This window comes from Bartonella numerosa (genome assembly GCF_037070845.1).
Lineage (GTDB): Bacteria > Pseudomonadota > Alphaproteobacteria > Rhizobiales > Rhizobiaceae > Bartonella.
This window is the reverse complement of the sequence record NZ_JAYMZI010000008.1, coordinates 1-26,771: the sequence shown is the minus strand read 5'-3', so window position 1 is coordinate 26,771 and position 26,771 is coordinate 1. Positions and strand designations below refer to the sequence as shown.

General features: G+C 41.5%; 16 protein-coding genes and 3 tRNA genes. 6 read left to right on the top strand and 13 right to left on the bottom strand.

The genetic code is table 11. The annotated features are described in order from the left end of the window. Positions 1-366 precede the first annotated feature (366 nt). From pgl to WCP75_RS03860, 5 genes are all read right to left on the bottom strand, one after another. A complete protein-coding gene (gene pgl / locus WCP75_RS03880) occupies positions 367-1,155 on the bottom strand; it encodes a 6-phosphogluconolactonase (protein WP_336276937.1) in 789 nt (262 codons plus the stop codon). Between the two features lie 1,387 nt (positions 1,156-2,542). Continuing rightward, positions 2,543-3,826 carry an NAD(P)/FAD-dependent oxidoreductase gene (locus WCP75_RS03875; protein WP_336276936.1) on the bottom strand — a complete coding sequence of 428 codons (1,284 nt, stop codon included), beginning with the start codon at positions 3,824-3,826 and terminating at the stop codon, positions 2,543-2,545. Positions 3,827-3,837: 11 nt separating this feature from the next. Continuing rightward, positions 3,838-5,265: a glutamine synthetase family protein gene (locus WCP75_RS03870; protein WP_336276935.1), complete on the bottom strand. Its 1,428-nt coding sequence runs from the start codon at positions 5,263-5,265 to the stop codon at positions 3,838-3,840. A 146-nt stretch (positions 5,266-5,411) separates the two neighbouring features. After that, a tRNA-His gene (locus WCP75_RS03865) sits at positions 5,412-5,488 on the bottom strand. A gap of 147 nt (positions 5,489-5,635) precedes the next feature. Beyond that, positions 5,636-6,724, bottom strand: coding sequence for a quinone-dependent dihydroorotate dehydrogenase (locus tag WCP75_RS03860; protein WP_336276934.1), 1,089 nt, complete (start codon positions 6,722-6,724; stop codon positions 5,636-5,638). A gap of 474 nt (positions 6,725-7,198) precedes the next feature. On the opposite strand from WCP75_RS03860, the gene mscL reads away from it, so the two are divergent. After that, positions 7,199-7,612: a large conductance mechanosensitive channel protein MscL gene (gene mscL, locus WCP75_RS03855; RefSeq protein WP_336276933.1), complete on the top strand. Its 414-nt coding sequence runs from the start codon at positions 7,199-7,201 to the stop codon at positions 7,610-7,612. 14 nt (positions 7,613-7,626) lie between these two features. Here the strand turns inward: mscL and WCP75_RS03850 are convergent, their stop codons facing one another. Continuing rightward, entirely contained in the window at positions 7,627-8,943 is a 1,317-nt protein-coding gene (locus WCP75_RS03850; RefSeq protein WP_336276932.1) for a PAS domain-containing sensor histidine kinase, read from the bottom strand. A gap of 546 nt (positions 8,944-9,489) precedes the next feature. After that, positions 9,490-12,018 (bottom strand): DNA translocase FtsK, encoded by a 2,529-nt coding sequence (locus WCP75_RS03845; protein WP_336276931.1) that lies wholly within the window; start codon positions 12,016-12,018, stop codon positions 9,490-9,492. A gap of 374 nt (positions 12,019-12,392) precedes the next feature. Between WCP75_RS03845 and WCP75_RS03840 the strand changes: the two genes are divergently transcribed. The 3 genes from WCP75_RS03840 (at position 12,393) to rpoH (ending at position 15,893) form a co-directional block, all read left to right on the top strand. Further along, positions 12,393-13,823, top strand: a complete 1,431-nt coding sequence (locus WCP75_RS03840; RefSeq protein ID WP_336276930.1) for an aldehyde dehydrogenase family protein — start codon at positions 12,393-12,395, stop codon at positions 13,821-13,823. A gap of 24 nt (positions 13,824-13,847) precedes the next feature. After that, complete coding sequence (locus WCP75_RS03835) at positions 13,848-14,849, top strand: RluA family pseudouridine synthase (RefSeq protein ID WP_336276929.1); 1,002 nt, start codon at positions 13,848-13,850, stop codon at positions 14,847-14,849. Between the two features lie 165 nt (positions 14,850-15,014). After that, positions 15,015-15,893: an RNA polymerase sigma factor RpoH gene (gene rpoH / locus WCP75_RS03830; protein ID WP_336276928.1), complete on the top strand. Its 879-nt coding sequence runs from the start codon at positions 15,015-15,017 to the stop codon at positions 15,891-15,893. Between the two features lie 118 nt (positions 15,894-16,011). Here rpoH and WCP75_RS03825 read toward each other — a convergent pair whose 3' ends face one another. From WCP75_RS03825 to WCP75_RS03815, 3 genes are all read right to left on the bottom strand, one after another. Further along, positions 16,012-17,478, bottom strand: a complete 1,467-nt coding sequence (locus WCP75_RS03825) for a hypothetical protein (protein WP_336276927.1) — start codon at positions 17,476-17,478, stop codon at positions 16,012-16,014. A 242-nt stretch (positions 17,479-17,720) separates the two neighbouring features. Beyond that, on the bottom strand, positions 17,721-19,007 hold the full coding sequence (locus WCP75_RS03820; protein WP_336276926.1) for an adenylosuccinate synthase: 1,287 nt from the start codon (positions 19,005-19,007) through the stop codon (positions 17,721-17,723). Positions 19,008-19,381: 374 nt separating this feature from the next. Then, on the bottom strand, positions 19,382-20,545 hold the full coding sequence (locus WCP75_RS03815) for a phosphoserine transaminase (RefSeq protein ID WP_336276925.1): 1,164 nt from the start codon (positions 20,543-20,545) through the stop codon (positions 19,382-19,384). Positions 20,546-20,946: 401 nt separating this feature from the next. On the opposite strand from WCP75_RS03815, the gene WCP75_RS03810 reads away from it, so the two are divergent. Next, positions 20,947-21,019 (top strand) — tRNA-Phe (locus WCP75_RS03810). A 1,359-nt stretch (positions 21,020-22,378) separates the two neighbouring features. On the opposite strand, the gene WCP75_RS03805 is transcribed toward WCP75_RS03810, so the two are convergent. Genes WCP75_RS03805 through WCP75_RS03795 form a run of 3 tightly spaced genes read right to left on the bottom strand, consistent with a single transcriptional unit; the run spans position 22,379 to position 24,260 of the window. Further along, positions 22,379-22,933, bottom strand: a complete 555-nt coding sequence (locus WCP75_RS03805) for a biotin transporter BioY (RefSeq protein ID WP_336276924.1) — start codon at positions 22,931-22,933, stop codon at positions 22,379-22,381. A gap of 35 nt (positions 22,934-22,968) precedes the next feature. Next, the gene (locus WCP75_RS03800; RefSeq protein ID WP_336276923.1) at positions 22,969-23,583 is read right to left on the bottom strand and encodes an energy-coupling factor transporter transmembrane component T family protein; all 615 of its coding nucleotides are present in this window, start codon (positions 23,581-23,583) and stop codon (positions 22,969-22,971) included. Beyond that, positions 23,580-24,260 carry an energy-coupling factor ABC transporter ATP-binding protein gene (locus WCP75_RS03795; RefSeq protein WP_336276922.1) on the bottom strand — a complete coding sequence of 227 codons (681 nt, stop codon included), beginning with the start codon at positions 24,258-24,260 and terminating at the stop codon, positions 23,580-23,582. The genes WCP75_RS03800 and WCP75_RS03795 overlap by 4 nt, the downstream gene beginning before the upstream one ends. A gap of 2,005 nt (positions 24,261-26,265) precedes the next feature. Between WCP75_RS03795 and WCP75_RS03790 the strand changes: the two genes are divergently transcribed. Further along, a tRNA-Thr gene (locus WCP75_RS03790) sits at positions 26,266-26,338 on the top strand. Positions 26,339-26,771: the final 433 nt, after the last annotated feature.

Genomic DNA, 26,771 nt, shown 5'->3' with positions numbered 1-26,771 from the left:
ACTTTCTTTTTTCTGCACGATTAACGAATTTCCAAAAAACACAAAAGACATCATATCTAGCGCCGTGTTCATCATCTAGAAAGTCAGAAAAATGCGATCGATTACATGTTCAGACTTAACCATATCATTTGCTGAAAACTAACTTTCACCTATGGTGATATCGCGATAATGTCATCACCCTGCAAGCATACAATGGGACCACTACTCAAATCTCTTAATGTCGCACACATCATGGACACTCTACACTATCAACTAAGAAAATATCCCGTCTATCAATTAAACTGTTAATTAAAGAAGGAAAATCACCAGACGATCGTGAACCAAGAAATGCAGGATTATACAACAATAACGCCGTATCTGACTTTTTTATATGCGCGCCCTATTGCTCGAAAGAGGCCGAATATTTTTAGCGTCCGTGCTACGTCTAGTTTCGCTTATTTCATTTTCTGCGGGAGACCAATAGACCTGAACAAGATGATGAGCATGGCGCAAAACTGCCCGAACGGGCATTTCCGTTTCCGATCCGTCCTGACAAACAGTTTCAAAACAATTGCGTTTCTGAAAACCTTCGAAATGAATAACAATGAAACGAGATTGCACTATAATTGGCAAAGTAAGTGTTAACCTTGGCTCGTGAACGCTTTTTGTATGAATGGGTAAAACAATTGCTTGTGTCCGAGGGTCAAGCGCTTGTTTCAAACGGTCAGCATCAGGAAAAAAGGAAGCGGTATGTCCATCAGTACCCATTCCTAAAACGACAACATCAAATGGTCGGGGCAAAGTATTTATACGATTAGCGGCCGAAAACGCTGAAAGTTCAGCAGTAATCGCCTTATGATAAAGCCCAATAAAACGTGCTTTAGCCGCAAAATTTTGTAACAAACAGCGCCGCACAACATATTCATTTGAACGCTCATCATCAACAGGCACAAAACGCTCATCAACCAAAGTGATGATGATATTTTTCCAATCGATATCTGCCTTTGATAGATAATGAAAAAACAGCTCCGGCGTTTTACCACCAGAAACTGCTAGGACTGCTCGCTTATGTTCAAGGACAGATACACTAAGCTCTGCAGCAATTCGATCAGCTAAAGCCAAAGCTAGAGCAGTAGGTGTTTCAAAATTTAAACGATCGATATTCATTCCATGCATTATTATCGCTCTAAACTAAGTTGTTCTGTATTCACTATCACGTTCCATCAAAGCAACTAAGACCAAGTAACATCCACGTAAACCAATATTACTAAATAAACGAACCGCCCCATTGCCACTAATCCCTTTAAGATCAAGACACTAAACGACTTCAACTTCATCACAATAAGCAAACAATACCATATCTCCGTGAATAACATCAGCAAGCAAGCGCCTATAGGCACACCACGATAGCGTTAAAACATAAAAACAAAACACGTGTCCAAAGAAATACAACAAAGACACAACCCCCAAAAACTTGGACATTAAATTACCAAACACTATCTCATGCTTTGCGCCAAAAATATTTACAAAGGATCATTTTTAAAGCCATAGCGATTTCAGACAATTTTGTGAATTCGCGCTCACCAATCCATTAAATAAAAAAACCTCCATCCATCTAATGTCAATGATCAATTCACATCTCAAATACTAAAGGCTCCACTCCCGCCATAACAGTTTTTCCAGATAATAAAGGGAGATTCTATAAAAACCACCCAACATGCCAAGGGGGCGCGCTCCCTAGTACATCATCTTTCCCTACGTTATAAGCACCAAGAGGCACCGTAAAATATAGAATTTTTAGTTTTTCCCACCTGCAGCATTTACACTATTTGTGAAGATTTCCTATCAGCAAAGCAAAACAAATCGCGCAAAACGGCCCCTGCACCATCACAACTCCACAAGACCTCTACGATAAAAAAGGACCTAAAAACTATCATCCCAATTTGACACATCATCTCCACCAAATATTTCCAAAATACCCAATCTCGTCCAACTGCCGTTTTTACATATCATAGTCAATTGCCTTTTTAACGATAGCTCATTTTTGATAGTACAATTAAACTTATTTTTCTTTAACCTTTAAAATTATATCGTTAAAAGACGGACGAACCTATCGTAAATTAAAACAAGATACCCGCCGTATTCTTCGATCATGGCAGATAAAGTTAAGAAATCTGAATCTGTTCGATCGAGTGTCAACAAAAATGATAAATTAAATGCACAAAGAAATAATTATGCCGTATTTGACTTGGATTTCTTTCAATAAAAATATTTACCCAAAGCAATATGGAAAAATGTTAACGCCTTCAGGTTACCCACCGCTTAACAAAGGGCACGATTCCGATCACACACACCACTCCGCTAAATTGCTTAATATGAAAACAACGATACAGAGGGGATACAAACTCGTGTAGCAAAAAGCCAGCACCACTTGAAAAATTACCAAAATACTTCGGTAAACACACACTCACCCCTCGCTGCATTTAACTGCAAAAAAACCAATTGCTAAAACAGGAAAACACTAAGTAAACTATTCAGCTTTCTCGTTGCGAAAATTATCTCGTCAGAAACGATCCATCAAAGAAAACCACCGCGTTGCCAAAAATAACAATGGGTCACGCAAAAACCTCCCGCCCGGAAAAGACGAAATCTTCAAATTCTGAAAACACTCAAAGCGTTCACGCCTACCCATAAGCCACTCAGCGTACAACTTCCCTACAAAAGGAGCGAGAACAACCCCATGCCCTGAATATCCACCACAATAGGTTATTCCCGGAAAAAGTTGGCGAACATAAGGCATACGCTCAACTGTAATGGCGACCGTTGCTCCCCAACGATGTGTCAAGTTTACTGATTTGAGATGGGGATAAATTTCAGCAATCTGCCATCGTATCAAATCATCCAAATTTGTGGGGTGCTGATTATCGCGACTTTCTACTCCACCAAATAATAAACGATTATCAAAAGTTTTGCGGAAATAGCGAACCATAAAACGTGAATCATCCACTGATTCACCACCTAAAAGAATCGGATCATGCCTTGGTAGAGGCTCCGTCGCTCCGATGTAAGAGCGAATAGAAACAATATTTTTCTCAACAAAATGTTGCAAGCCAATCTTATATGCATTGGTTGCCAACAAAACGCGCTCAGCCACTACGTTGCCCCGCTCTGTCACCACTACACAGCGGCCACCGCTGCGCTCTACCGCCGTCGCTCGTGTCTTCTCATAAAGTTCAGCGCCAGAATCTTTTGCTTTTTTTGCCAACCAAACAACCAACTTTAAGGGGTTTATATGGCCAGTTGTGGCATCATAAATACCGCCGCAATAAAAAGATGAACCAAGCCGTTCAACCGTTTCATCTTTGTCCATAAAAGTAAGACCGTGATAACCATAACGCTGCATAACATCAATATGCCGGAGATAAGACGCTATTTCACGTTTTCTATGTGTTACAGAAAGTTGCCCCGCCATAAAATTACTATGGCAATCAGAAATAGCACACCAAGACAGAACATCCCCTTTGGCTTCTTCAGCCAAATCAAATAACGCCTTACTTCGCTCAAAACCATATTTTTTCTCTAGCGTTTCCACCCATTGCCGTTGCCCCGTACCCAATTGACCACCGTTGCGCCCCGAAGCACCATCACCAAAACGCGAAGCATCAAACAAAACAACACTCACCCCCGCCTTAGCTAAATGATAAGCGGCAGAAAGTCCCGTAAATCCACCTCCAATTATAACCACATCACACTGCGCCTGTCCGTCAAAAAGCGGGTAAGCAGGACGATCACCCAAAACACTTTCGTACCAAGATATCCCCGGAGAAATTGAATTATAACCTACCATCGTAATAAAATTCAAACATTGAGCAAAAGATATTCACGCTCCCACGGACTAATCACTTCCATAAAAGTCTCAAATTCTTCCCGTTTAATTGCCGCATAAGTACTTACAAACACATCCCCCAAAATGGAACGTATCGCTGTATCTCGCTCAAACAAGCTAACAGCCTCAATGAGCCCGCGCGGTAATTCTACATTATCAGAATTTACATTACCCATTGCTGGCTCATCTGGTTCAAGCTTTTGCTGCAAACCAATGAGCCCACAAGCCAAAGAAGCGGCAAGTGCTAAATAAGGGTTAGCATCCGACGAGGGCAGCCTATTTTCAACGCGCCGTTCCTGTGGTGCAGAACGCGGCACACGAAAAGCAGTGGTACGATTGTCATATCCCCATTGCAAATTAACGGGAACAGAAATGCCGGGCACGAGACGCCGATAAGAATTTACATAAGGAGCAAGCATCACCAACACTCCAGCCATATGCCTTTGCAACCCACCAATAAAATGGCGAAAATAAATGCTTTCTCCACCATCCTTCTCCGTAAAGATATTAACACCAGTTTTCTTGTCAATGACTGATTGGTGAATATGCATGGCAGAACCCGGCTGCCCTTGAATAGGTTTAGCCATGAAAGTTGCATACATATCGTGTTTAAGTGCTGCCTCACGAATTGTCCTTTTAAACATAAAAACTTGATCAGCTAGTTCAATCGGATCGCCGTGACGTAAATTGATTTCGAACTGACTTGCCCCCTCCTCATGAATGAGCGTATCGATTTCTAGCCCTTGCGCCTCTGAAAAATGATAAACGTCATCAATCAAATCATCAAATTCGTTCACACCAGCAATCGAATACCCCTGCCCTCCACCAACTGAACGCCCAGAACGACCAACTGGAGGAAGCAAAGGATAATCAGGGTCAGGATTTTTCTGTACCAAATAAAACTCAATTTCTGGTGAAACAATTGGTTTGAGCCCCATTTGGGTATAGCAATCAACCACTGTCCGTAAAACATTTCGCGGTGTATAATCTACAACTTGTCCATTTTGATACACAAGATCACAAATGACCTGCGCGGTGGGAGCCTCTTCCCATGGTACAATGCTTAACGTAGAAAAATCAGGCTCGAGACGCAAATCACCATCCGTTTTTGGATACTCAAAACCTCGACCATCTTCAGGATAATCTCCTGAAATTGTCGCCATAAAAACCGCTGAAGGCAGCGCCAACGACGTCTCCGATATAAATTTTTTGGAAAGCATCATCTTGCCACGTGCCACACCTGCTTGATCAGGCGTAATACACTCAACATCTTTCACATCTCGGAAGGCAAGCCACTGCGACGCTTGCTCCCAATTATCGACACCACGTAAATTCTCGAGAAAATCAGAAATAGGCCCAGGACCCCTACTTTTCACGCGTCTACCATCCTTTTCGGCCATAATACAACAATTTTTAGAAACAGCCAAGACTCGATTATAATATTACCTCACATACAGAGATGACGCCACGCCCACCGCGGTAGAGTCTCCCCGCAAATTACTGGCAGAATCTGGGCTATTTACTATATCATATACAGCGAAGAATTTGGTACGGTTGGTGGGATTTGAACCTACGACCTCTGGTGCCACAAACCAGCGCTCTAACCAACTGAGCTACAACCGCACAAAAGAAGGATCTTAATAAAAGCCCTAATAATTGTCTACTACTTAGAGAATACCGACTCTCCACCTCGTGTGACATAAGGAAGATCGGGAAAGTTTGCAAGCCCCTTTGAGAAAATCTACTATTTTTTACTAAAAAACAGCCCCATCACCAAGAAAGAGGGCGCTTTGCCCAATGCTCAACACGATGATCGCGGTAACTTCCTATATTATCAACACCATCCTTCTGCATAAATCGTAAAATCTCTTCTAAAATAGCTACAACAAGGCCAGGGCCTTCATAAATCATTCCACTGTATAATTGGACTAAATCTGCACCAGCTTTAATTTTTTCCAAAGCCGTCTGCGCACTATTCACCCCACCAACACCAATAATTGCAATTTCCTTTCCCAATTTTTGGCGCATTTTTGCGAGCACTACAGTGGAATACTCAAATAGAGGACACCCAGATAGCCCCCCTTTTTCTGTACTTAGCTTGCTATCTGTGAGCCCTTGACGTGAAATAGTGGTATTCGAAACAATTAAACCATCAAAGTCAGAAAGTACCATTTCTTCAGCTATATCATCCAATTCCTTTTCCGATAAATCAGGCGCAATTTTCAAAAAAATTGGAATAGAGAACCCATGCTTTTCCCTTTGCTCATTACGCACTTGAGAAACTGCATTTATCAAAAGACGTAAGCTACCACGAACCTGTAAATCACGTAAGCCCGGTGTATTAGGCGAAGAAATATTAACCGTAAAATAATCAGCAACATCATAAAAACGAACAATGCCAATAGTATAATCATCGATCTTATCGAGAGCATCTTTATTAGCGCCGATATTGACTCCTACAATACCGCGTTTTTTGCAAGTGCATAGCCTATCATGCACAATTTGGTGCCCGTCATTATTAAAGCCCATTCTGTTAATAATCGCTTTGTCCTCTCTTAAGCGAAAAAGCCGCGGCTTTGAATTTCCGGCTTGGGCTTTTGGCGTAACCGTACCGACCTCTGTAAAACCAAATCCTAAATGAAAAACAGATTCTACAACCTCTGCATTTTTATCAAAACCAGCGGCAAGGCCAATAAAATTTTCAAACTTGAGCCCAGCAACAGTCACACATAAGCGTCTGTCAACGATCTTCCGATAGTTATTCAATCCACTTTTAAGCCCAATAATCGCTAGACGGTGCGCATGCTCTGGATCCAACACAAATAAAGCAGAACGACCAATACAACGAAAGAAACTCATCAGCTTTTCTCCACAACACAAAAATGATTCACTATGCTATAAAAACGGCTTAGCGCACGAGACAGCAAAGGTAGCAAATTACCCAATGAGCGATAAATACTAGAAAAAAATCACCCTACACCTGAAAAAACTCTTTTAGCAATCATGCAAACATTGGGAATTGAAACAATCTGTACACGAAGATGTAGAGAATGATCCATAAAATACACTCCCCTTTCAATACAAAATTATACAGGTCACAGAATATTTCTGTAAATCAGGCATAATTTTTATTCCGGATTAAACACTCTCACTTCACTTCAAGCCGAATGAGCCATGTATTTAAAAACATTCAATGGACCAAATAGCGTTCAAAGAAAGAGTTTGATACCAACAGACCTTGTACTGCAATGAGGCAAAGACTGCTCTTTCCTTTTCTGTAAAAAGCGATAATTAAGGCTATCGTATATCACGTAGTTAAGCAGAGGGGATACAATGTTTAAAGAATTTAAAGAATTTGCCATAAAAGGCAACATGGTTGATCTTGCTATTGGTGTGATTATAGGGGGCGCTTTTGGCAATTTGGTTAACTCAATTGTCAATGATATTTTTATGCCAATAATCGGTCTCATAACGGGTGGAATTGACTTTTCTAACATGTTCATTCAACTCGCAGGGGAGAAACAAGCGACTCTGAGCGCTGCAAAAGAAGCCGGAGCGACCATTAGTTACGGTCACTTTATAACCTTGCTCATCAATTTCCTTATCGTTGCTTGGATTCTCTTCCTGTTTGTTAAGGGCATGAACAAAATGCGCCGAAAACACGAAGAAACGAGAAGTCCACAAAAAATATCCATGGAAGAACAGCTTCTGTTAGAAATCAGAGACCTATTAGCCCGAAGACAGTAAATTAGTGCTAAAACTTACTCATGGAATACAGGAAAGAACATCTGCACAGTTGTTCCATGATTAGGTTTTGAAAACAATAAAAACTGACCGCCGCTCTTTTCTACCATAGATTTACACATCGGCAACCCCAGACCGGTTCCAACGAAAGTGCTGTCACCCGATCTGCTATCCCTACGTTCTACCTGTCCATAAGGCTGCATAGCCTGTGCGATTTCCTCATCGTTCATCCCTATGCCATTATCACTTACAGAAATCCTTACCTTCCCCCTCTTTCCGCAAGAAACATGGACAATAATTTGTCCACCTGACGGTGTAAAACGGATAGCATTAGACAGGAGATTCCATATAATCTGCCGAAATATTTGCCGCGACACATGGATAAATGGTAGATGATCTGGCGCAAAAATGCGCATGATGATACCGCTATTGTTAGCCTGCATCTCAAGAAGGGACATACAGGAACGCAAACAGGACGCCACGTCAAGTTCTTCAATTAAGACGGGCGCGCTGACCTGACCATTTAAGCCTAAATGATTTGCTTTTGAAGATTCCAATAACTGATTAACCAGCGACAATATGTGCTTTCCAGACGAAATAATATCACGCAAGTACCCCCGATAACGCTCGTTATCTATAGGGCCAAAACGGCCATCATTCATAATTTCCGCAAAACCAATAAGAGCATTCAAAGGCGTCCGCATTTCGTGGATGATTCCGGCCGCTCCGCCTCCTTCTACCTTTTTGCCTAAAGGCGAAGCAACCCCTGAAGTGTTACGCAACATAACAGCATAATCACATTGTTGTCGTACCAAAGGTACGATTACCACAGAAACTTGTATATTTTTACGACTTTTTGTCACCAAATCAGCCGTTTCATAACGATTTAAAATCTGATTTTTCTTCTTAGCGCGAATCTGCGTAAAATATTCTTCAATAAAAAACTTACTCTTCAAAGCAAATAATGACGATAACGGCCGTGCTAATAATTCATCTATTTCGTAACCGATCAATGCTAATGCGGCTCCACTGGCTGATTGAATTAACCCCTGCCCATCCAGCCACAAAACGCCATCAGTCGCCATATCCAACAATGATAGAACCACTTCAGGCTCTTTTATAAGAGTCTGCTCTATAACCTTTGCGTGCGATACTTGAGAAGACGGTACTTGATCTATCATTTCTTCAACGAAGCGCTCAGTCTTTGTGGGAGGATGCAGCTCACCGCGCAACTGTTCTGCAATCTCGAAAAAAGCTGAACGCTCTACATCTGAAAGACCAGATATGTCTGTATCCAGCTTTTCATCTCTTTGTTTTTGTACTTTTTCTTGCATCTTTTAAAAAACCAAAGTCGCAAACTCTTGATCTAGTATTCAGCATTCAAAGCCGGCACGGTAGGTAACTAGCAAACTTATGAAATCTGCCGATAAATAGCAGATCCTAAAATACATGAAAATGCCAGACCTACAACTTCAGCATACTCCTTCTAAACATCACAAATTTGTAATTTCACACTCATCACCGCCACGACCGATACTGCCGCACCATCGCAAATTATCAACGGAAAAACATCCTCTCCAATAATACGCTAAGCAAAAACAAATAACCTCGCCGAAGATTACAAAAAAAACCAGCGTAGCAACCTAAGTTACTCGGCCCAACGAGCACCGCACACCAAAAACTTTTAAAGCACCCAGTACACCACAACACCGAATATACCTTCGAAATTTTTTACATAATCTGCATTAAATACAAACATTCTTACGGAGAACACCGCCTCCCCCTTCTTCCTCCATTCGACATTTGCAGTATTTTAAAAAAGCACCCACAAGATAAAATAACGTCCGATCCCACAAAATTCCAAGCACCGATCTTTCAAACTAACTGTCATTAAGCAAAATCTCTCGTTTACCAACATGATTAGCAGCTCCAACGATGCCTTTTTCTTCCATTTTTTCAACGATAGAAGCCGCCTTATTATAACCAATAGCAAGCCGACGCTGAATATAAGACGTCGAGCACTTTCTATCACGCATAACAATCTTGACGGCACGTAAATAAAGCTCATCATTATCGTCTCCCGAATTTCCTGATACAGAACCCTTCGCATCGCCAGCAGAATCTGGGTCCTTATTATCCTCTTCGCTATCCGTTACCGTCGCTAAATAATCGGGATTTCCTTGCATTTTAAGATGCGCAACCACAGATTCAACCTCTTCGTCGGAAACAAAAGGCCCATGAACGCGCACAATACGACCACCCCCAGCCATATGCAACATGTCCCCTTGACCCAAAAGAGTTTCAGCGCCTTGTTCTCCCAAAATTGTACGACTATCAATTTTCGATGTTACCTGAAAGGAAATGCGGGTAGGAAAATTTGCTTTAATTGTACCCGTAATGACATCAACGGAGGGACGTTGCGTTGCCATAATGAGATGGATCCCCGCGGCACGCGCCATTTGTGCCAAACGCTGAATGGCATTTTCGATTTCCTTTCCCGCTACCATCATCAAATCAGCCATTTCATCAACGATAACAACGAGATATGGAAGTTGTGTCAAATCCATTTCTTCTTCATGATAGAGAACTTCCCCACTCTCTTTATCAAACCCCGATTGTACGGTGCACATAATCCTTTCACCCCTCTGAGCAGCAAGCGCAACTCTCGCGTTAAAACTGTCAATATTACGTACACCCAATTTCGCCATTTTTCGGTAACGTTCCTCCATTTCACGAACTGCCCATTTTAAAGCTGTTACAGCTTTTTTTGGATCGGTCACCACAGGTGTCAAAAGATGCGGAATTCCATCATAAACAGAAAGTTCTAACATCTTAGGATCAACCATAATTAAACGGCACTGCTCCGGCGTCATTCGGTAAAGGATCGACAAAATCATCGCATTAATCGCAACAGACTTTCCCGACCCTGTCGTTCCTGCAACCAATAAATGGGGCATTTTAGCTAACTCTGCAATCACAGGCTTGCCGTTAATCCCTTTTCCTAAAGCAAGAGCTAATTTAAACGAACTCTCACGAAAAGAACTTGATTGGATTAATTCACGCAGATACACTGTTTCACGGACAGCATTTGGCAACTCAATTCCGATTACGTTGCGCCCAGGAATCACAGCAACACGCGTAGAAATAGCAGACATAGAACGAGCGATATCATCAGAAAGACCGATGACGCGCGATGACTTTACCCCAGCAGCAGGTTCGAACTCATACATCGTTACCACTGGCCCCGGATGAACATGAATAACTTCACCCTTAATTCCAAAATCTTCCAGAACACTTTCTAGAAGCCCAGCACCACGCTCCAACGTTTCTTGTGTGATAATCGTACCTTCATGAAAAACGGGGTCTTGCAATAAATCAACCGGGGGAAACTCATAATTGCTACAATTTAAAGGATGGCAATTTAAGTCCAAAGAATCACGGCTAACTGACAGCGCTCTGGGAGTTCGTTGTGTTTTTCTTTTTACCTTCGATCCAGAAGCATCTTCCAAACTTTTTACGGCACCTTCTCCCACATGCTTAGCAACATCACTGGGAATATCCGTTATCACTGTATCATCTTCTAAATCAGCAAATACGCGAGAAGAATTTTCCATAACAAGTCCAGAATTACACATTTGAGATTCGGCTCTTCCCATGTTACCGGTTTTCGAATGTGTTAAACTTCCGGTTTGTCCGATATCCCGAATATTCTCTATTGCAGTTCCAGATATAATTGGAGCGTCAAATTTTAGAAAATGGTATTCAAGAACACGGTAAAGAGCTGCGATCGACTCGCCAAAAGCAGATACAGCGCTCAGCGCAACTTCATTGTTCGCAAAATTAATCGATTTAGCATCTTTTTCCGCAATTTTGTCATCTAGCCGTTCTAACACAAAAGGCCCACACTCAAAAAATACATCATCAGAAAGATGAAAAACAGGCTTTTCTTTTTTCTCGATGTCTTCTATTTGCAGCTCGGTCCCCCTCATATCCTCTTTAACTGAAATATTATCAATTTGTTGCAATAATTGCCCAATAGCCCTCGCATGATGAAGTGACATTTTTCTCCCAACTGGCTCAGAATTAACGCTTCTTCCAGTCAATTTCGAGGGTGCCGTTTTCCCATCACAACGCACAGTGACATCCGTGAGCCGTTTTTTTTCTTGCTCTGTGAAAATTTTAAATTTTTTTGCAAAAATCGGATCTGCCTCTATGCGGCGACGTAAAATCTCAACTTCTGGTGTTCGTGTGAAGCGCACATTCCGTCCAAGAGTAAAGGCCCTCTTCCACACTTCCGGATAAGGAAATATCTCCGTGATTTTAGTAGATGGACCGCCCCTCAGTGCGCCTTCCGCACCTTCATCAGGAAAAGAAGATGCAAAAGTGGACTTTGTTTTTGAATTATGCATGACACCCAACAAAACTATAGCAAAAAAAACCGCCTCTTAAAAAAGAATTGTGCGGGAATTTACAATACGAAGGTTAATAACTTTTTTCTTACGTCCATCTTTTTTTAAAAAAAGTTATGCTCCGATGATACTTTTTATCCATTATTATTTCACGAGTTGCGAGACCTACGATATCGCAGCTGTATTTACCAATTTTGGAAAATGCTGCTAATTACTCCGCTCCTTCCCTACACAATAAGCAATCTCACCTCAATTTTGTGCTCCGAATCGTCAAAAATCATTCTATCTCTATATTTTAAAATTACTCTTGTCATTTTTGTTAGAAACTGTTCAAATAACGCGAGATTTGACAGCAAAAAAATAGGGAGCACCTTATGCTTGATAAGCGAAAGTTTTACATTGAAGGGGTATGGAATAATCCAGACACTCCTCGCGATGCGCATGTTATTAACCCATCAACAGAAGAAGCCTGTGCCGTTATTAGTATTGGCAACGAAAATGATGTAGACAAAGCAATCAATGCCGCTAAAAAAGCTTTTCAAAGCTGGAAAATGACTTCACCGAATGAGCGGATCGGCTTTGTTGAAAAAATTTTGGAAATCTACGAAAGACGCTCGGAAGATATTGCGAAAGCTATTTCAATGGAAATGGGAGCGCCTATCGATATGGCGCGTAATGCGCAAGCTGCTGCAGGCAGTTTTCATATCCGTAACTTTATAAAAGCCTTTAAAAAATTTTCGCTCCAAGATGTTCTAGTTGAAGGAAATGATCGAGCAATTCTTCACCATGACCCCATCGGTGTCGTGGGGTTGATTACCCCATGGAATTGGCCTATGAATCAGGTAACTCTTAAGGTCATCCCTGCTTTACTAGCTGGTTGCACTATGATCTTAAAACCTTCTGAGATTGCCCCCCTTTCCGCTATGCTCTTCGCTGAAATTTTAGATGAGTCAACGCTACCTGCTGGCGTTTTTAATTTAGTCAATGGAGATGGTGCAACTGTAGGACGTTGTTTATCGACTCATCCAGACATAGAAATGATCAGTTTCACTGGGTCAACGAGAGCCGGAAAGGATATTTCTGAGAAAGCAAGCAATACTTTGAAGCGGGTTAGCTTAGAACTCGGCGGAAAAGGTGCAAATATCATCTTTTCCGATGCTGACCCAGATGCAGTCCAGCGTGGCGTGCGTCAGTGCTTTTATAATACTGGACAAACCTGTAATGCGCCAACACGTATGCTTATAGAACAGTCTATTTACAATCAAGCCGTAAAAACAGCCAGAGACATCGCCGAAAAAACAAAAGTCGGACCTAGTGACGAAGCGGGGAATCACATCGGTCCATTGGTCTCAAAGCAGCAATACGAAAAAGTTCAAGAACTTATCCAATCAGGAATTGACGAAGGCGCGACTCTTGTCGCGGGTGGTATTGGTCTACCAGTGGGTATGGAGCGCGGTTACTACGTTCGTCCAACAATCTTCGCCGATGTTACACCTAGCATGCGGATATTCAGAGAAGAAATATTTGGTCCAGTCCTCTCAATCATTCCATTCAGCACGGAAGGTGAAGCAATTGCACTGGCCAATGACACAGAATATGGACTATCAAACTATATACAATCACAAGATCGGGACAAGTGCCGTCGTGTCGCTGCACAAATGAAATCTGGTATGGTAGAGGTTAACGGACACGGCTTGCCTGATGGTAGTTTCTTTGGAGGTGTAAAGTTTTCCGGACGTGCCCGTGAAGGCGGCCAATGGGGAATCGAAGAATTTCTAGATACAAAAGCCATTTCATATTGGTGAATATATTTACTGCAGGCGCATGTATTGATACAACAGACAACAAATGAAGATGCTCTTGGACAAAGACTTGATCACTGGCTCGCGGAGCGGTGCCAGAGTGGGGTGTCGCGCTCGCGTCTGCAAACCCTCATCCGCGAAGGATGCCTTAAAATTGATGGCCAATTAGTAAAGAAACCAAAAACAAAATTAAAACCTAACCAAATAATCGAACTAATGGTGCCCACTCTTCAAGATGCAAAACCCAACGGTGAAGCTATCGCGTTAAATATTTTGTTCGAAGATGATTATATCATCGTCGTAGACAAACCCGCAGGCCTAGTTACTCACCCCGGAAATGGCAATTGGACAGGAACGCTAGTTAACGCTTTAATCCACCACTGTGGTGATAGTTTATCTGGTATCGGAGGTATCAAGCGTCCGGGCATCGTCCACCGTCTTGATAAAGATACCAGCGGAGTTATGGTCATTGCTAAAAACGATCTCGCTCATCAAAAACTCAGCTCTCAATTTTTTGATCACGGGCGAACCGGTGCATTAGATCGACGTTATCAAGCTATAGTCTGGGGATCCCCTAACCGTAATGTCATGACAATTGACACACACCTTGGACGTTCTCCCCACAACCGAACAAAGCAGGCAGTCGTTTGTAGCCAAACTCTTTACGCTCGTCACGCTATTACACATTTTTCTTTACTTGAAAAATACGGGAACCGTTCAGGTACAACATCTTTCGCTAGCCTCTTAGAATGTCGTTTAGAAACAGGACGTACACACCAAATTCGCGTCCACATGGCCCATATAGGACACCCGCTCATAGGCGACGCTCTTTATGGAAATGCTTTTAAAACAAAGTCAAATACAACTTATCCCATGATCAAAAACGTAATCGACCAATTCAATCGACAAGCACTGCACGCAACTAGTTTAACTTTTGAACACCCAGCTACAAGCGAAATTATATCTTTTGCCTCGCCACTCCCAAAAGATATAGTTGAACTTATTACCAGCCTAAAGACAATTGATTGAAACTTTTGTCCTTTTCATGATTTTACAATAAAATATCTCTTTTTGAACAAAATTTTATTATAGCGGTGCGAGAGAAAATTATATAATATTTAACGATAGGGTTTGATGTAATATCAACGAGAGAGTTTGCCTTGTCAGGGAATTCGTGAAGAAGGAGGGTGCTATATGGCCCGTATGAATTTAATATCGATAGCTACAGGTGATGGAGGGCTGAGTCATTACTTGGAAGAAGTACACAGTCTCCCAATGCTTAAGCCAAAAGAAGAATATATGCTGGCTCAGCGTTATCGCGAGCACAATGATTTGAAGGCTGCGCATAGATTAGTTACAAGTCATTTGCGTCTCGTAGCTAAAATCGCGATGGGGTACAGAGGTTACGGATTGCCAATTGGAGAGGTTATTTCGGAGGGTAATATTGGACTCATGCAAGCTGTTAAGCGCTTTGAACCAGAACGTGGATTTCGCCTGGCAACCTATGCAATGTGGTGGATTAAAGCCTCAATTCAAGAGTATGTATTGCGGTCTTGGAGTTTGGTGAAAATGGGAACAACTGCAAACCAAAAGCGTTTGTTTTTCAATCTTCGCAAATTAAAGAATAGGATCCAAGCACTCGACAGCGGTGACCTCAATGCGGAGCAAGTAAAAGAAATTGCAACGCAGCTGAACGTGACAGAAGATGAAGTTGTATCAATGAATCGCCGACTCGGCGGTGATACTTCGCTTAATGCGCCTCTCCGCACAAAAGAAGGTGAAAATAGTGAGTTGCAGGATTGGTTGGTGGATAATTCCGATAATCAGGAGCAAATTTTAATTGAACAAGATGAGTTGAAGAATCGTCGTTCTATGTTAACGGATGCCTTGGATAATTTGAATGATCGTGAAAAACGTATATTCAAAGCGCGTCGTTTGAGTGATGAGCCCATGACGTTGGAAGAGCTCTCTAGCGAATTCAATATCAGTCGGGAGCGTGTAAGACAAATTGAAATGCGTGCGTTCGAAAAGGTGCAACATTCCGTTAAAGCTTCTGCTTCGTCCCAGAGATAGGTACAACAAAGTCAATAATATTTGTATATTTTTAGTGGTGCTGGAGGCGTGATTTGATTTTGGTTTGGTTTCACGTTTCTGGAGGGGGGGGTGTCTTCTCTTGCAGATGGTGAATTATCTACCTTCCTGTTGTTTTGTTTTGCCCCTCACTGACAACTTTTTTCCGATTAGAAACCCTAGACTTTTCCGATCTAGTCAGCCACTGCTCAATAGCTTCATTAAAAATGGACTCCCCCATCGGCCCTTTTGCGAAAGTTAATTCGTTTACGCGCCCACTTTTATCAATTAATGTTAAACGTATCCAGTTTAACTCTCGCATTAATTGCAAATTTCTACCAAGAAACGGATGATTCCCGCTCAATGCAATGAGAAAAAAATTATCGTCAATTTTTGCAGGAACAACCCTCCTCAACGATTGCCCAATTGACTGCTCACTCGCTTTAAAGGTTAATGCCTGAACATCAGTTATAGCCTTGCCCGAAAATTTATCAGAAAGAATGAAAATAACATCCATAACATACGCAGCGGGAAAAGAAGAGTCGGTATTACGACGCAGAATCAACCGTAATAGCAATCCTTCATCTGGAATTGTTATATCACCCCGTATAGCTAATTCTTCCTGAGCTGTCGCATCTTGGAGCTCCTTTACAAGTGACCATCGTACGCTACCCGTTGCCACTTTTTCTGAATCATAATCCGTACGTGCCCTATAAAAAACCGCTTCTCCTAGCTGTTCTATTGGCTGCAAATTGGCTGCAATAACTGTCGAGGCTTTTTCTCTATTCAAAGACCCCCCCGTTTGGTCTAAACCAACATCAACCTCACTTCCATCTTCTAACAAGCGTTGTGTTAGCTTCCTATTAACCGAAAATACCTCCGGTGATGCATTAGAAATTTGAACACTTTGCCTTGATAACTGATGGTGACTCGATACAAACACGCGTCTCCCCACAAAACAAATACAAACAATCAAAATAATAAAACTGGCAAAAGCACTCATCCCTACTATGACACGTTTCTGCATCGACGAACGATTAGCACGGCGTAAAGCCTGAGAAAAAATATGCGAAACAACATGTGAGCTATCTATTTGAACAGCAGGAGCAAAACCAGGATCCTCAATGACATTTTCTTCAATACGCCGAGAATCTGGGTAAGAATCCATATTAACCAACTCCGCGTCCGGCGTAGCGAATGTGGAAGGCCCATTAGATTCTTTATTGTCCTTTAAATTTACAACATAGGCTTCCCATTTTTCTTCTGTCACCAAAACTGGAAGATTATCATTTTGCACTAAAACAGAGTCTTGTGTACTTTTTCCGTCCTCATTTTGGCCCGCAGACTTCCATCCAATTTTTGAAAAAAATTGTTCCTTCTCAACCGCTAAATACTCCTCTTCAACGATTGCGATAGCATTCTGCAAAACCTGTCTTTGTTCATCCGCCACTTTCTGTGATATTGTAGCCACTGTAAATTGATGCTCTAGTGTTTCAAAAGCTCTTTTATAAATTCGCTCGCGCACCTGCGATGTAACGTTGCTTTGTGCGTCAATTGTTTTTTTTAAGATTCTAACAAAGTCTACCATACCCTATTACGATCCCTCTCAAATTGAGGAAAGAAGCCCCAATTGCGAAGCAAGAATGCCTTTATTTTAACCTTCTAAATTGACTGCCGTTTATGCTCACATAATTATCCATCGTAATTTAATAGTAGTATGCAAAATAAACAACGTCGTCTTGTACTTTTCTGCTGTCCAGACCTCGAACCTTTATTTGTAAAAAACAAAGAAACTTGCCGAAGACTAATGCAAAATTTCCGGGATAGCGACTAATCCGCAAAGGGGTCTGTGATAGGGATAGTGTCGCCACGCTCAGGACTCGTAGATAAGAGAGACACCCGAGCACCTATTAACTCTTCAATACGACGTATATACCTGACAGCCTGTACCGGAAGGTCTTCCCAGTTTAGCGCGCGTGCCGTATTTTTCCAACCCTCCACCGTTTCGTACACTGGCTTCACGCGAATCTGAGCCTCCATGGAAGATGGTAAGTAGTCAATCCTTCTACCATCAAGCTCATAGCCAACGCAGATTTTAATTTCATCTAAACCATCAAACACATCGAGCTTTGTTAACGCTATACCCTGAACGCCACAAATCGACACCATCTGACGCACTAAGACTGTATCAAACCAACCACACCGACGTTTTCGACCAGTTACAACACCAAATTCATTCCCACGCGTTCCGAGAAATTCACCAATATCATTCACCTGTTCTGTGGGGAATGGTCCTTCTCCAACGCGTGTTGTATAAGCTTTTGCGATGCCCAAAACATAGTGCATTGACCCTGTTCTCATACCTGAACCAATAAATGCTTGCCCAGCAATTGTGTTCGATGACGTCACATAAGGATACGTCCCAAAATCATTATCTAACAGAGCACCTTGTGCTCCTTCAAAAAGAATATGCTTCCCCATTCGGGAACTTTCATCTAAAAGACGCCACGTACAATCCATGAAAGGCAGAATTTCATCTGCTACTTGCATTAACTCATTATAAAGCTCTTTGGGATCGATCTCTGCAGCACCCATACCGCGACGCAAAGCATTATGGTGTCGCAAAAGCCGTTCTATTTTGAACATAAGTGTGTCAGCTTCCGCCAAATCTATCACCCGAATAGAACGACGACCCACCTTATCCTCGTAAGCAGGACCAATTCCACGCTTTGTCGTGCCGATCACCAAATTCGACAGACTATCCTCCCGAGCAGCATCAAGATCACGATGTACAGAAAGAATCAAAGAAGCATTTTCAGAAACACGTAAAATATCCGGCGTAATCTCGATGCCCTGATCGCGAAGTTTTTTCAATTCCGCAACAAAATGATGGGGATCAACCACAACACCATTGCCGATAATTGATAACTTTCCACGGACTAAACCAGAGGGCAAAAGCGACAATTTATAACTAACTCCATCAACAACCAATGTATGACCTGCATTGTGTCCACCTTGGTACCTCACCACGATATCTGCCCGTTCAGACAACCAATCTACAATTTTACCTTTACCTTCATCGCCCCATTGTGTACCAACAACTACTACATTGGCCATAATTTTCTCCGCCATGTTTGATAAAATAAAACCAGTATGAAAAACAAACACCCTCTTATAACGAAACCTCGCAACAAGCGCGACTCCCCATTTCGGCTTTTCCAGTCTTCATCGCAATCAAGGACGTGATTTTCAATGATAAAAGCAACACTGTGACACAAAATACGCCCTCACCCTAATCCGCGTTTCTTTCTGAAAAAAGCCGAAAAATTTACAGCTTTTTATTATCGTCTTTACCAGTCCGTATAATTAGCACCCACCCTGCAATCTTTTATGATACACACAATCCCTGAAAGCCCTCCACTAGCACGAGGCGAGACACAGCCCAAAACCCTTTGCCCCCCTGCCCAGAAAGAACTACATTACAAAGCTAATTAAAGCCGAGCCCTTTCGATCTGAAACGCCCACTCAAGCCATTCCGTCAGCAGCTCAAGATCAGAAGCTTCAATTGTTACGCCCGTCCAAATCCGAAGGCCTGGAGGAGCACTCCGATATGAGCCAATGTCATAGGCAACCCCAGCTTCGTCGAGACGATCCACCACCGCTTTGATAAAAGATTCCCGCATCTCAATGTCCAAAGCAGTAACAATCGGATCCACAATTTCTAAACAAACAGACGTATTAGAGCGTATCTGAGGGATCTTTGCTAAATATTCTAGCCAAGGTGTTCTACGTACAAAAGCATCGATTACAGCAAAATTTCTGTCAGCTCGCTCCATTAATGCCGGCAAACCGCCTAAAGACTTCGCCCACCTCAACGCGTCAATGTAATCCTCGACACATAAAAGGGAAGGTGTATTAATCGTCTTTCCCCTAAAAATATTTTCATTTAATTTTCCGTTTTCTTTCATACAAAAAATTTGAGGCATAGGCCAAACCGGAGTATAATTCTCAATCCGCTCAACAGCGCGAGGACCTAAAATCAATATACCGTGCGCTGCCTCCCCCCCTAAAACTTTTTGCCATGAAAAGGTAACAACATCTAACTTCGAAAAATCGAGGTTCTGCGCAAAAGCTGCTGACGTTGCATCACAAATCGTTAAGCCTGCCCGCTCATCGGGAATAAAATCTGCACTGGGAACGCGCACACCAGAAGTTGTCCCATTCCACGTGAAAACGACATCACGGTCAAAATCAATTTGCGTCAAGTCCGGTAACGCACCGTAAGGAGCTTTCAGACAGCGCACATCAGGAAGCTTCAACTGATCAAGGATATCATTAGCCCAACCTGAACCAAAGCTTTCCCACGCAACCGCATCGACGCCACGTTCACCTAACAAAGACCATAAAGACATTTCAATAGCACCAGTATCCGAAGCAGGAACAATGCCTATACGATGATCAGCAGGCACTCTGAGAACCTCGCGGGTTAAATCAATGGCCTCAGAAAGCCTCAATTCTGCTATCTTCGACCGATGCGAACGCCCCAAAAGCGCTGTCCTTAAAACTTCAGTGGTCCACCCAGGTCGCTTACTACAAGGACCTGAAGAAAAATTAGGATTATTTGGACGACAATCTGGTTCTTTTAATACCACCACGAATCTCCCCTTTCAAAAAAATTTACCTTTCTTTAAAGAAAGATGCCTCCTTAAAAACACGACACCAACTACCTCTTTCCGCAGGCGTCTAAAACGTTTTTTATTTATTTCGTAAACTGAAAATGCACGAAATTTTAGGAAAAAACATCCCCATCAATCACGCTCACAGACCGATTTCCAAGGGAAATTGCACACGCCATTGCCACCATCGGACAGCGCCCTGATAAAAGCACACTAACGCATCCTAATATACCTATCAAGTTGATTTTATAGAAAGAGTAATTATAATTCCCGAAGTATAAAGCTTATCTCATCGAAAATTGATTATTTTTCTTTTGGTGACTAGACAGAGAAAATTTTGATGTTATAACCGCACACATCTCGCGTATTATGCGGGATACGCCCAGATAGCTCAGTTGGTAGAGCAGCGGACTGAAAATCCGCGTGTCCGTGGTTCGAATCCGCGTCTGGGCACCGTCTCTCTTAGGCTGTGCACAACCCGGCACGGAGTTATGTGCGTGTCCTTCGTTCCGGATGGTAGACTGTAAAAAACAGCAGAAAATAGGGATTTCAAGTTCTTTAAAGTCGCAAACGTAGAATCTTTCCAGTTTTTCCAACGTTTTCAGGATTACCTGAAGACTCTGGGGTTCTTCCGTTTTAAAAGTTAGCACGTCCCGAAACATTCCTTCCTTATCACCTTTTCTATCAACAGAGCACGTCACGCCCGGCGAATACGTCCACGGATCGAAATTACCTGCATCCTTGATAACCGCATAAAAAAATACGCAAAAGCTGACCCAAAATGAACTATCTACGATCCACCAAAATTGGCGTAGTGTTCCCACGAAAAATCCGAGCCACCTCCTGCTCAGAAAGCACCATTTTTTCCAAAATTATGCAGAATTCTAGAGCCACTCAGCATGCAATCAAAAAACAATTACTTCAAACGAGTACATACTTTAAAATTTGTCCACCGGGTAATAAAATTGTCACGAGAGCACTTAAGAAAGCGGATTAGATCTATTATCGAGCCCACCCAGCCCAGTAAATCATCGTTCAATACTAAGTACTCCCGTTATAAACTGTACATAATACGCGCACACGCAACCCCATATCTCTTTAGAAGAGATCAGATTCTTGTTTAAGTGAACTTAAATTAACTCTCAAAAATACATTTATCGTAAAAAAAATGATACATTGGCCGACTTATCCCAGTTACACTCTTTCAATACGTACAACATACAGACCCTGAAAACACTCTCTGAGGACATAAAAATGCACCCTATTCCGCAAACACCGGCGTTCGCTTTTGAAAAAACGAACTGTAGTTGGTTATGGTTGATAGCATGATAAATTTGTTTCCATTACTCTTTGTCTTGCTCTTAAAGACCAGACCAACTTGCAATTTAGGAACGCTACGCACAATGCAGCCTTAGGCCCAATTAATAAATACTCTGTTTTACATAATGCATCATTTATCTTACACTACGAACAGACTCCATTTTCCGCGATCTAAAAAATCACTAAAGTGACAACAATCATTCCCAATTTTCGATGACGACTTGTAAATTTTTCTGAGAATCAACAAAAACTTGGATAATTTATACTCGAAGTATAACGTCGATCTTTTACTGCGACATCATAAACGATAAATCCTAAAAACATAAGATCACACAATTTGGCCATTTTTTTAACAATGATCCAGTAGTGCACAGCCCTTATCCTGTATACCCTCTCTAATTTAAAACACAAACATAAGATAGGAGCACAACATACTATCTTTCTTTCCACCTTAAAATGTACGAGACCCAGAGCCTCTATTCAGAGCAAGATTTACTTTTTCCGTAACGAAATGAGAGGAATAGATTTTTTTACCGTAATCGCTATAGAAGATGCAACAAGCACCTTTAGGACGTCGCCAATCAAAAAACCAGACGCGATTACTAAAGAATTCAATAAAGAAACCTTAGTTACGTAAGCCATCCATGGTATCCCCAAAAGATACACAATTCCAATTCCACCTATAAAGTTTATTACAAATAATATAATAAAATTCAACCGATTCCAGAATAGCTCCACCATAAAGCCAATGAAAAGCGCAGCAAATACAAAGCCAATCAGATAACCGCCCCCAGCTCCTAAAAAGGCTCCAATGCCTCCGTGACCACCGGCTAATAGAGGCAGTCCAATCGCAACAAGTACAAGAAAAAGAGCAGACGCCAAAGCTCCTCTCTTCGCTCCGAGTATCGACCCCGTTAACATCGGCCCCATAGACTGTGCCGTAATAGGAACCCCGAGAAAAAAAGGCAAAATTATGGGAGGGAAAAGACCTAAAACTGCGTAAATAGCTGCAAATAAAGCAATATAAACCAGATCCTTCGTATTCAATTAAGCACCCTCCCTCTACGATTCTCTCATCATCATTACGCTCTGTCACCAATATCATCATCATAAGAACGCGCGTCTAAAGCCTCAGCGACCTCTGAAGCCATTTTTATGGTTCGTATAATTAAAGGTATCGCGAGGGAAAAAATATTGGCATCAAGCCCACGCGCCTGCTGCGCCTCGCGAACCTCATTAAATTTTTCACCAACGACTGGAATGAATCTAATCGTCATAGACAAAACCATACTAAATTTCGATGGATTTATACCAAAACACCGAAATGGCCGAAGTCCTGATTCAATTGAACTGACCATGTCTGAAACTTTTGTTGTAAAAGAAATAAGTGACGCTAAAAAAACGAGAATGACAAGACGCAATATAACCTCAAAGCCCACAAGCCAATAACTAGAAAAAACCTGAAAAATAAATATAAGCGCCAAAAACAAACTCATTGACTTAAACTGTTTAAAAACAATTTTGAAAGGAACCTTTGCAGCCCTGTATAATAAAGCCAAAAGCGACAAAAATAACAAAAGTACAGATATGGATGAAACCGCAAATATGGCAATTGCAAATACAGAAAGGGATACCAGCTTGATCCCGGGCTTAAGCCTATGGATTAATGTATTTTGGGGACAATATAAACCAATCACGCCATTCTTCTCGTATATTCTTTAATCGCTACAGGGGGTACATCGTCAACAATTATTTCTCCCTTGTCAAAGACAAGCACTCTGTCAAATTGTCTAAGAAACCCCAAGTCGTGCGATGCAACAATCGCCGTTTGTGACAATTCCTTTATGACTTTTGTGATGCGACGCTTGTTCCTCAAATCAAGCAACGTTGTTGGCTCATCAAAGACGATATAATCTGGTTTCATTGCCACTACACTAGAAATCGCAATTAACTGTTTTTGCCCACCACTTAATAAATGAACTGCATGATTTCTAAAAGCCTGAAGATCATAACGCTGTAAGATTTCATCCACACGCTTTTTGATCTCGTCTTTACTGAGTTTCAAATTCTTAAGCCCAAAAGATAAATCTTCTTCCACTAGAGGAAAAACTATTTGATTATCGGGATTTTGAAAGACAAAGCCCACCTTACGCCTTACTATCTTCGCATCACGCTTTGTATCGAACCCGTCGACGCTTACAAGACCGTAAGATGGCAATTGCAATCCATTTATAAGGCGAACGAACGTACTCTTCCCCGAACCATTTGCACCAATAACAGCAACCCGCCTCTCAGTGAGCTGCACACTAATACCCCTCAGAGCACATAAATCGCCAAAAATTTGTGTCACTTTATCAAATTTTATGATGCCCAAAATTTACTCCAATCAATATTTTTATACCATCCCTTTGCCAATATAACTAAATTTATAACCCAAGAACAGAAGCAAACACCATATAGAAACGACAACCACTACCAAACTCATATCAAGAATCAGTGCCAGAATGTATGCTTCAATAAAGGTCGCTTGTGTTCCTATAATACAGGAAAGATTTGCCATTAATTCACCGTTCCCAGAGCCACCAACAAACACCGTACAAAACAGTAGAGTGAGGAATCAGGGGCAAAATAATTAACGTAAGGCTGTAAAAAACATAGCAACAAATGAACTTTTTCTCTCCTTATGTATTTTTCAAAACTTCCAATGAACGTAAAAATAACGGTTTAAAAATTCCTACTCTGTCCATTAGATATTTAAGAGCGGCCCAGTATAAAAAAATTCATTATCGTTTTTGTATGCGATGAAAGCATCTAACACTCCTCTAAGACCTATGATCCGTAAGCTAGCATTAGTCGGCTTTATTACTGTGTCGTTTTTTCCTCTCTTGCGATTTTTTAAAGTTGTAGCTTGATAATCAACTGAATCCATATTTAGGTAAATATCACGTATTTTTTCTATGAGCTCAATTTCTTGTTTTAAGTTTTTTCGTCCAAAAGAACATATAAGGGTTTTAATTTCTCTCTCTTATTGATTTCATTTGATATGGAATCCCATAGGGAAAGTTCCTTTTTTGATTTTGTGGACACTTTTTATACTCCTGCTTGAATTCAGCTATACCCTTCCTTTCATGACTTCTACTATTTCATAGGCAATATTCTTCACTTCATACCGTGCTTTTTTATACTTTTCGTCGCTTTATTTGTGTCCGCATCTTCCTTCAGCTCTGACAATAATTTCGCTTGCGCGAAAATTTGCCTATAAGATCCCACACTATGAGAAAACCGATGCTTTAAATGTTTCAAGTTATTTCGGCTAAAGGCCTGCTCCAAGAACGCCTCCCAGTGCAATCATTTGAACATGGAGATTTTGAAAACCGCACCCCAACCCATTGTGCTATTCCTCAAACATTATTCCTCATCGGATTCATGCTCAATCTTTACCGAAAGAGCTAATAACGATTTTATGCACTTTTCAAAAAATTATAAAAGCGAACGAGAGCTCATTCTTACGCAACTTATCTATCCTTCTATACGTTACGAGGGTATCCCTTAAAACAACGAGAAAAATATGTTTCGTCCTTTATCTAAATTAATGGCTTTCATTTTCACCACGCTGACGATTATAGTATCCGTGGTTGATGGCGAACGCACCATTAGCACCGCACACTGGACAATAACACCCTTTAATAGAGTATTGGTAAACCTCCTACGTATTGACATCTTCGACCTCAACCAATCTATAAGCGATTCTATGCCAATTTTTATGTCCCCCATTTGCATCAGTCTGACATCTTTCCCTGCATGGTCTATCTCGGGGGCATTAGCAATAATGTTTTGTCTCTTAAATCGCAAAAAGCAAAAGCCCTTTCATAAAACTTCATTTATAAAAAGAAGGCACATTTTATACTGAAGAAACTTCTTTAAAATGCATTACAAATTCAAGCTAATGCTTTAAAAGGCTCCATCTTATCGATGATAATTCTAAAGATTATTTTGCGAATAAACGAAGAATAAAGATGTTTTCTGGCTTTATAAAAATGCAGTCGTCGATAAAAAGCGCTTTTCGTAGCCCTGACCAATGGCCCGCTTACCCACGCAAAAAGCGGCCAAGCACATCGTTCATCGTCATAAATGCAAGTTCCCCATACACACTTTTAACACCAAATACTCCCTAAATCGAAAAACCATTCTGCCAGTATAAACACAACATAAAAACAAAAAAAATACTGTTCTTTCTCTAGCTTTTACGAGCGACTTTCCCCAATCTCAAAACACTTTTTGTATCCAACAAATGATTAGACAAGACGGCTCTTGCTTTTGTACATTCTTTTAGCTATTACCCTAAAGTCAACTTTTGTCCGGTTAATACGTGACTTTGCGCCGCATTAGCTCAGTCGGTAGAGCACATCATTCGTAATGATGGGGTCGCTGGTTCGAACCCGGCATGCGGCACCGTTGATCCAATAACAGAAAAAACAACGGCGAGGATACAACCCACCGCCACTACGAGCGCCCCGACATGCCGCCTTTACAGCCAATTCTCCAGAACAAAAATCCCCGAAAAACCCCTCACACCTGCAAGCGCCTTGAAGTCCAACAATTCTCACATGTCTTTATCTCACGCAGAACCGACCCGACAAGATACTTACTCAACCAAAAAAACACGATAGAAATAAAGAACCGCTGCCGCCCCCATCCAACCTCCACCCGCTTGGCACAAACAGCACGCAAAATTTTACATACCCTACTCACTAAAATCTGTAGCGCACCCCACCAGAGAAAGTGACCCCAAAAAAGCCCGCCTTCGTAAGCTTATGTTGATAAGACAGATCACCATGAAGAACGAGCTTTGGAACTAGCTGAGCATTAAAACCCAACCCTGCTT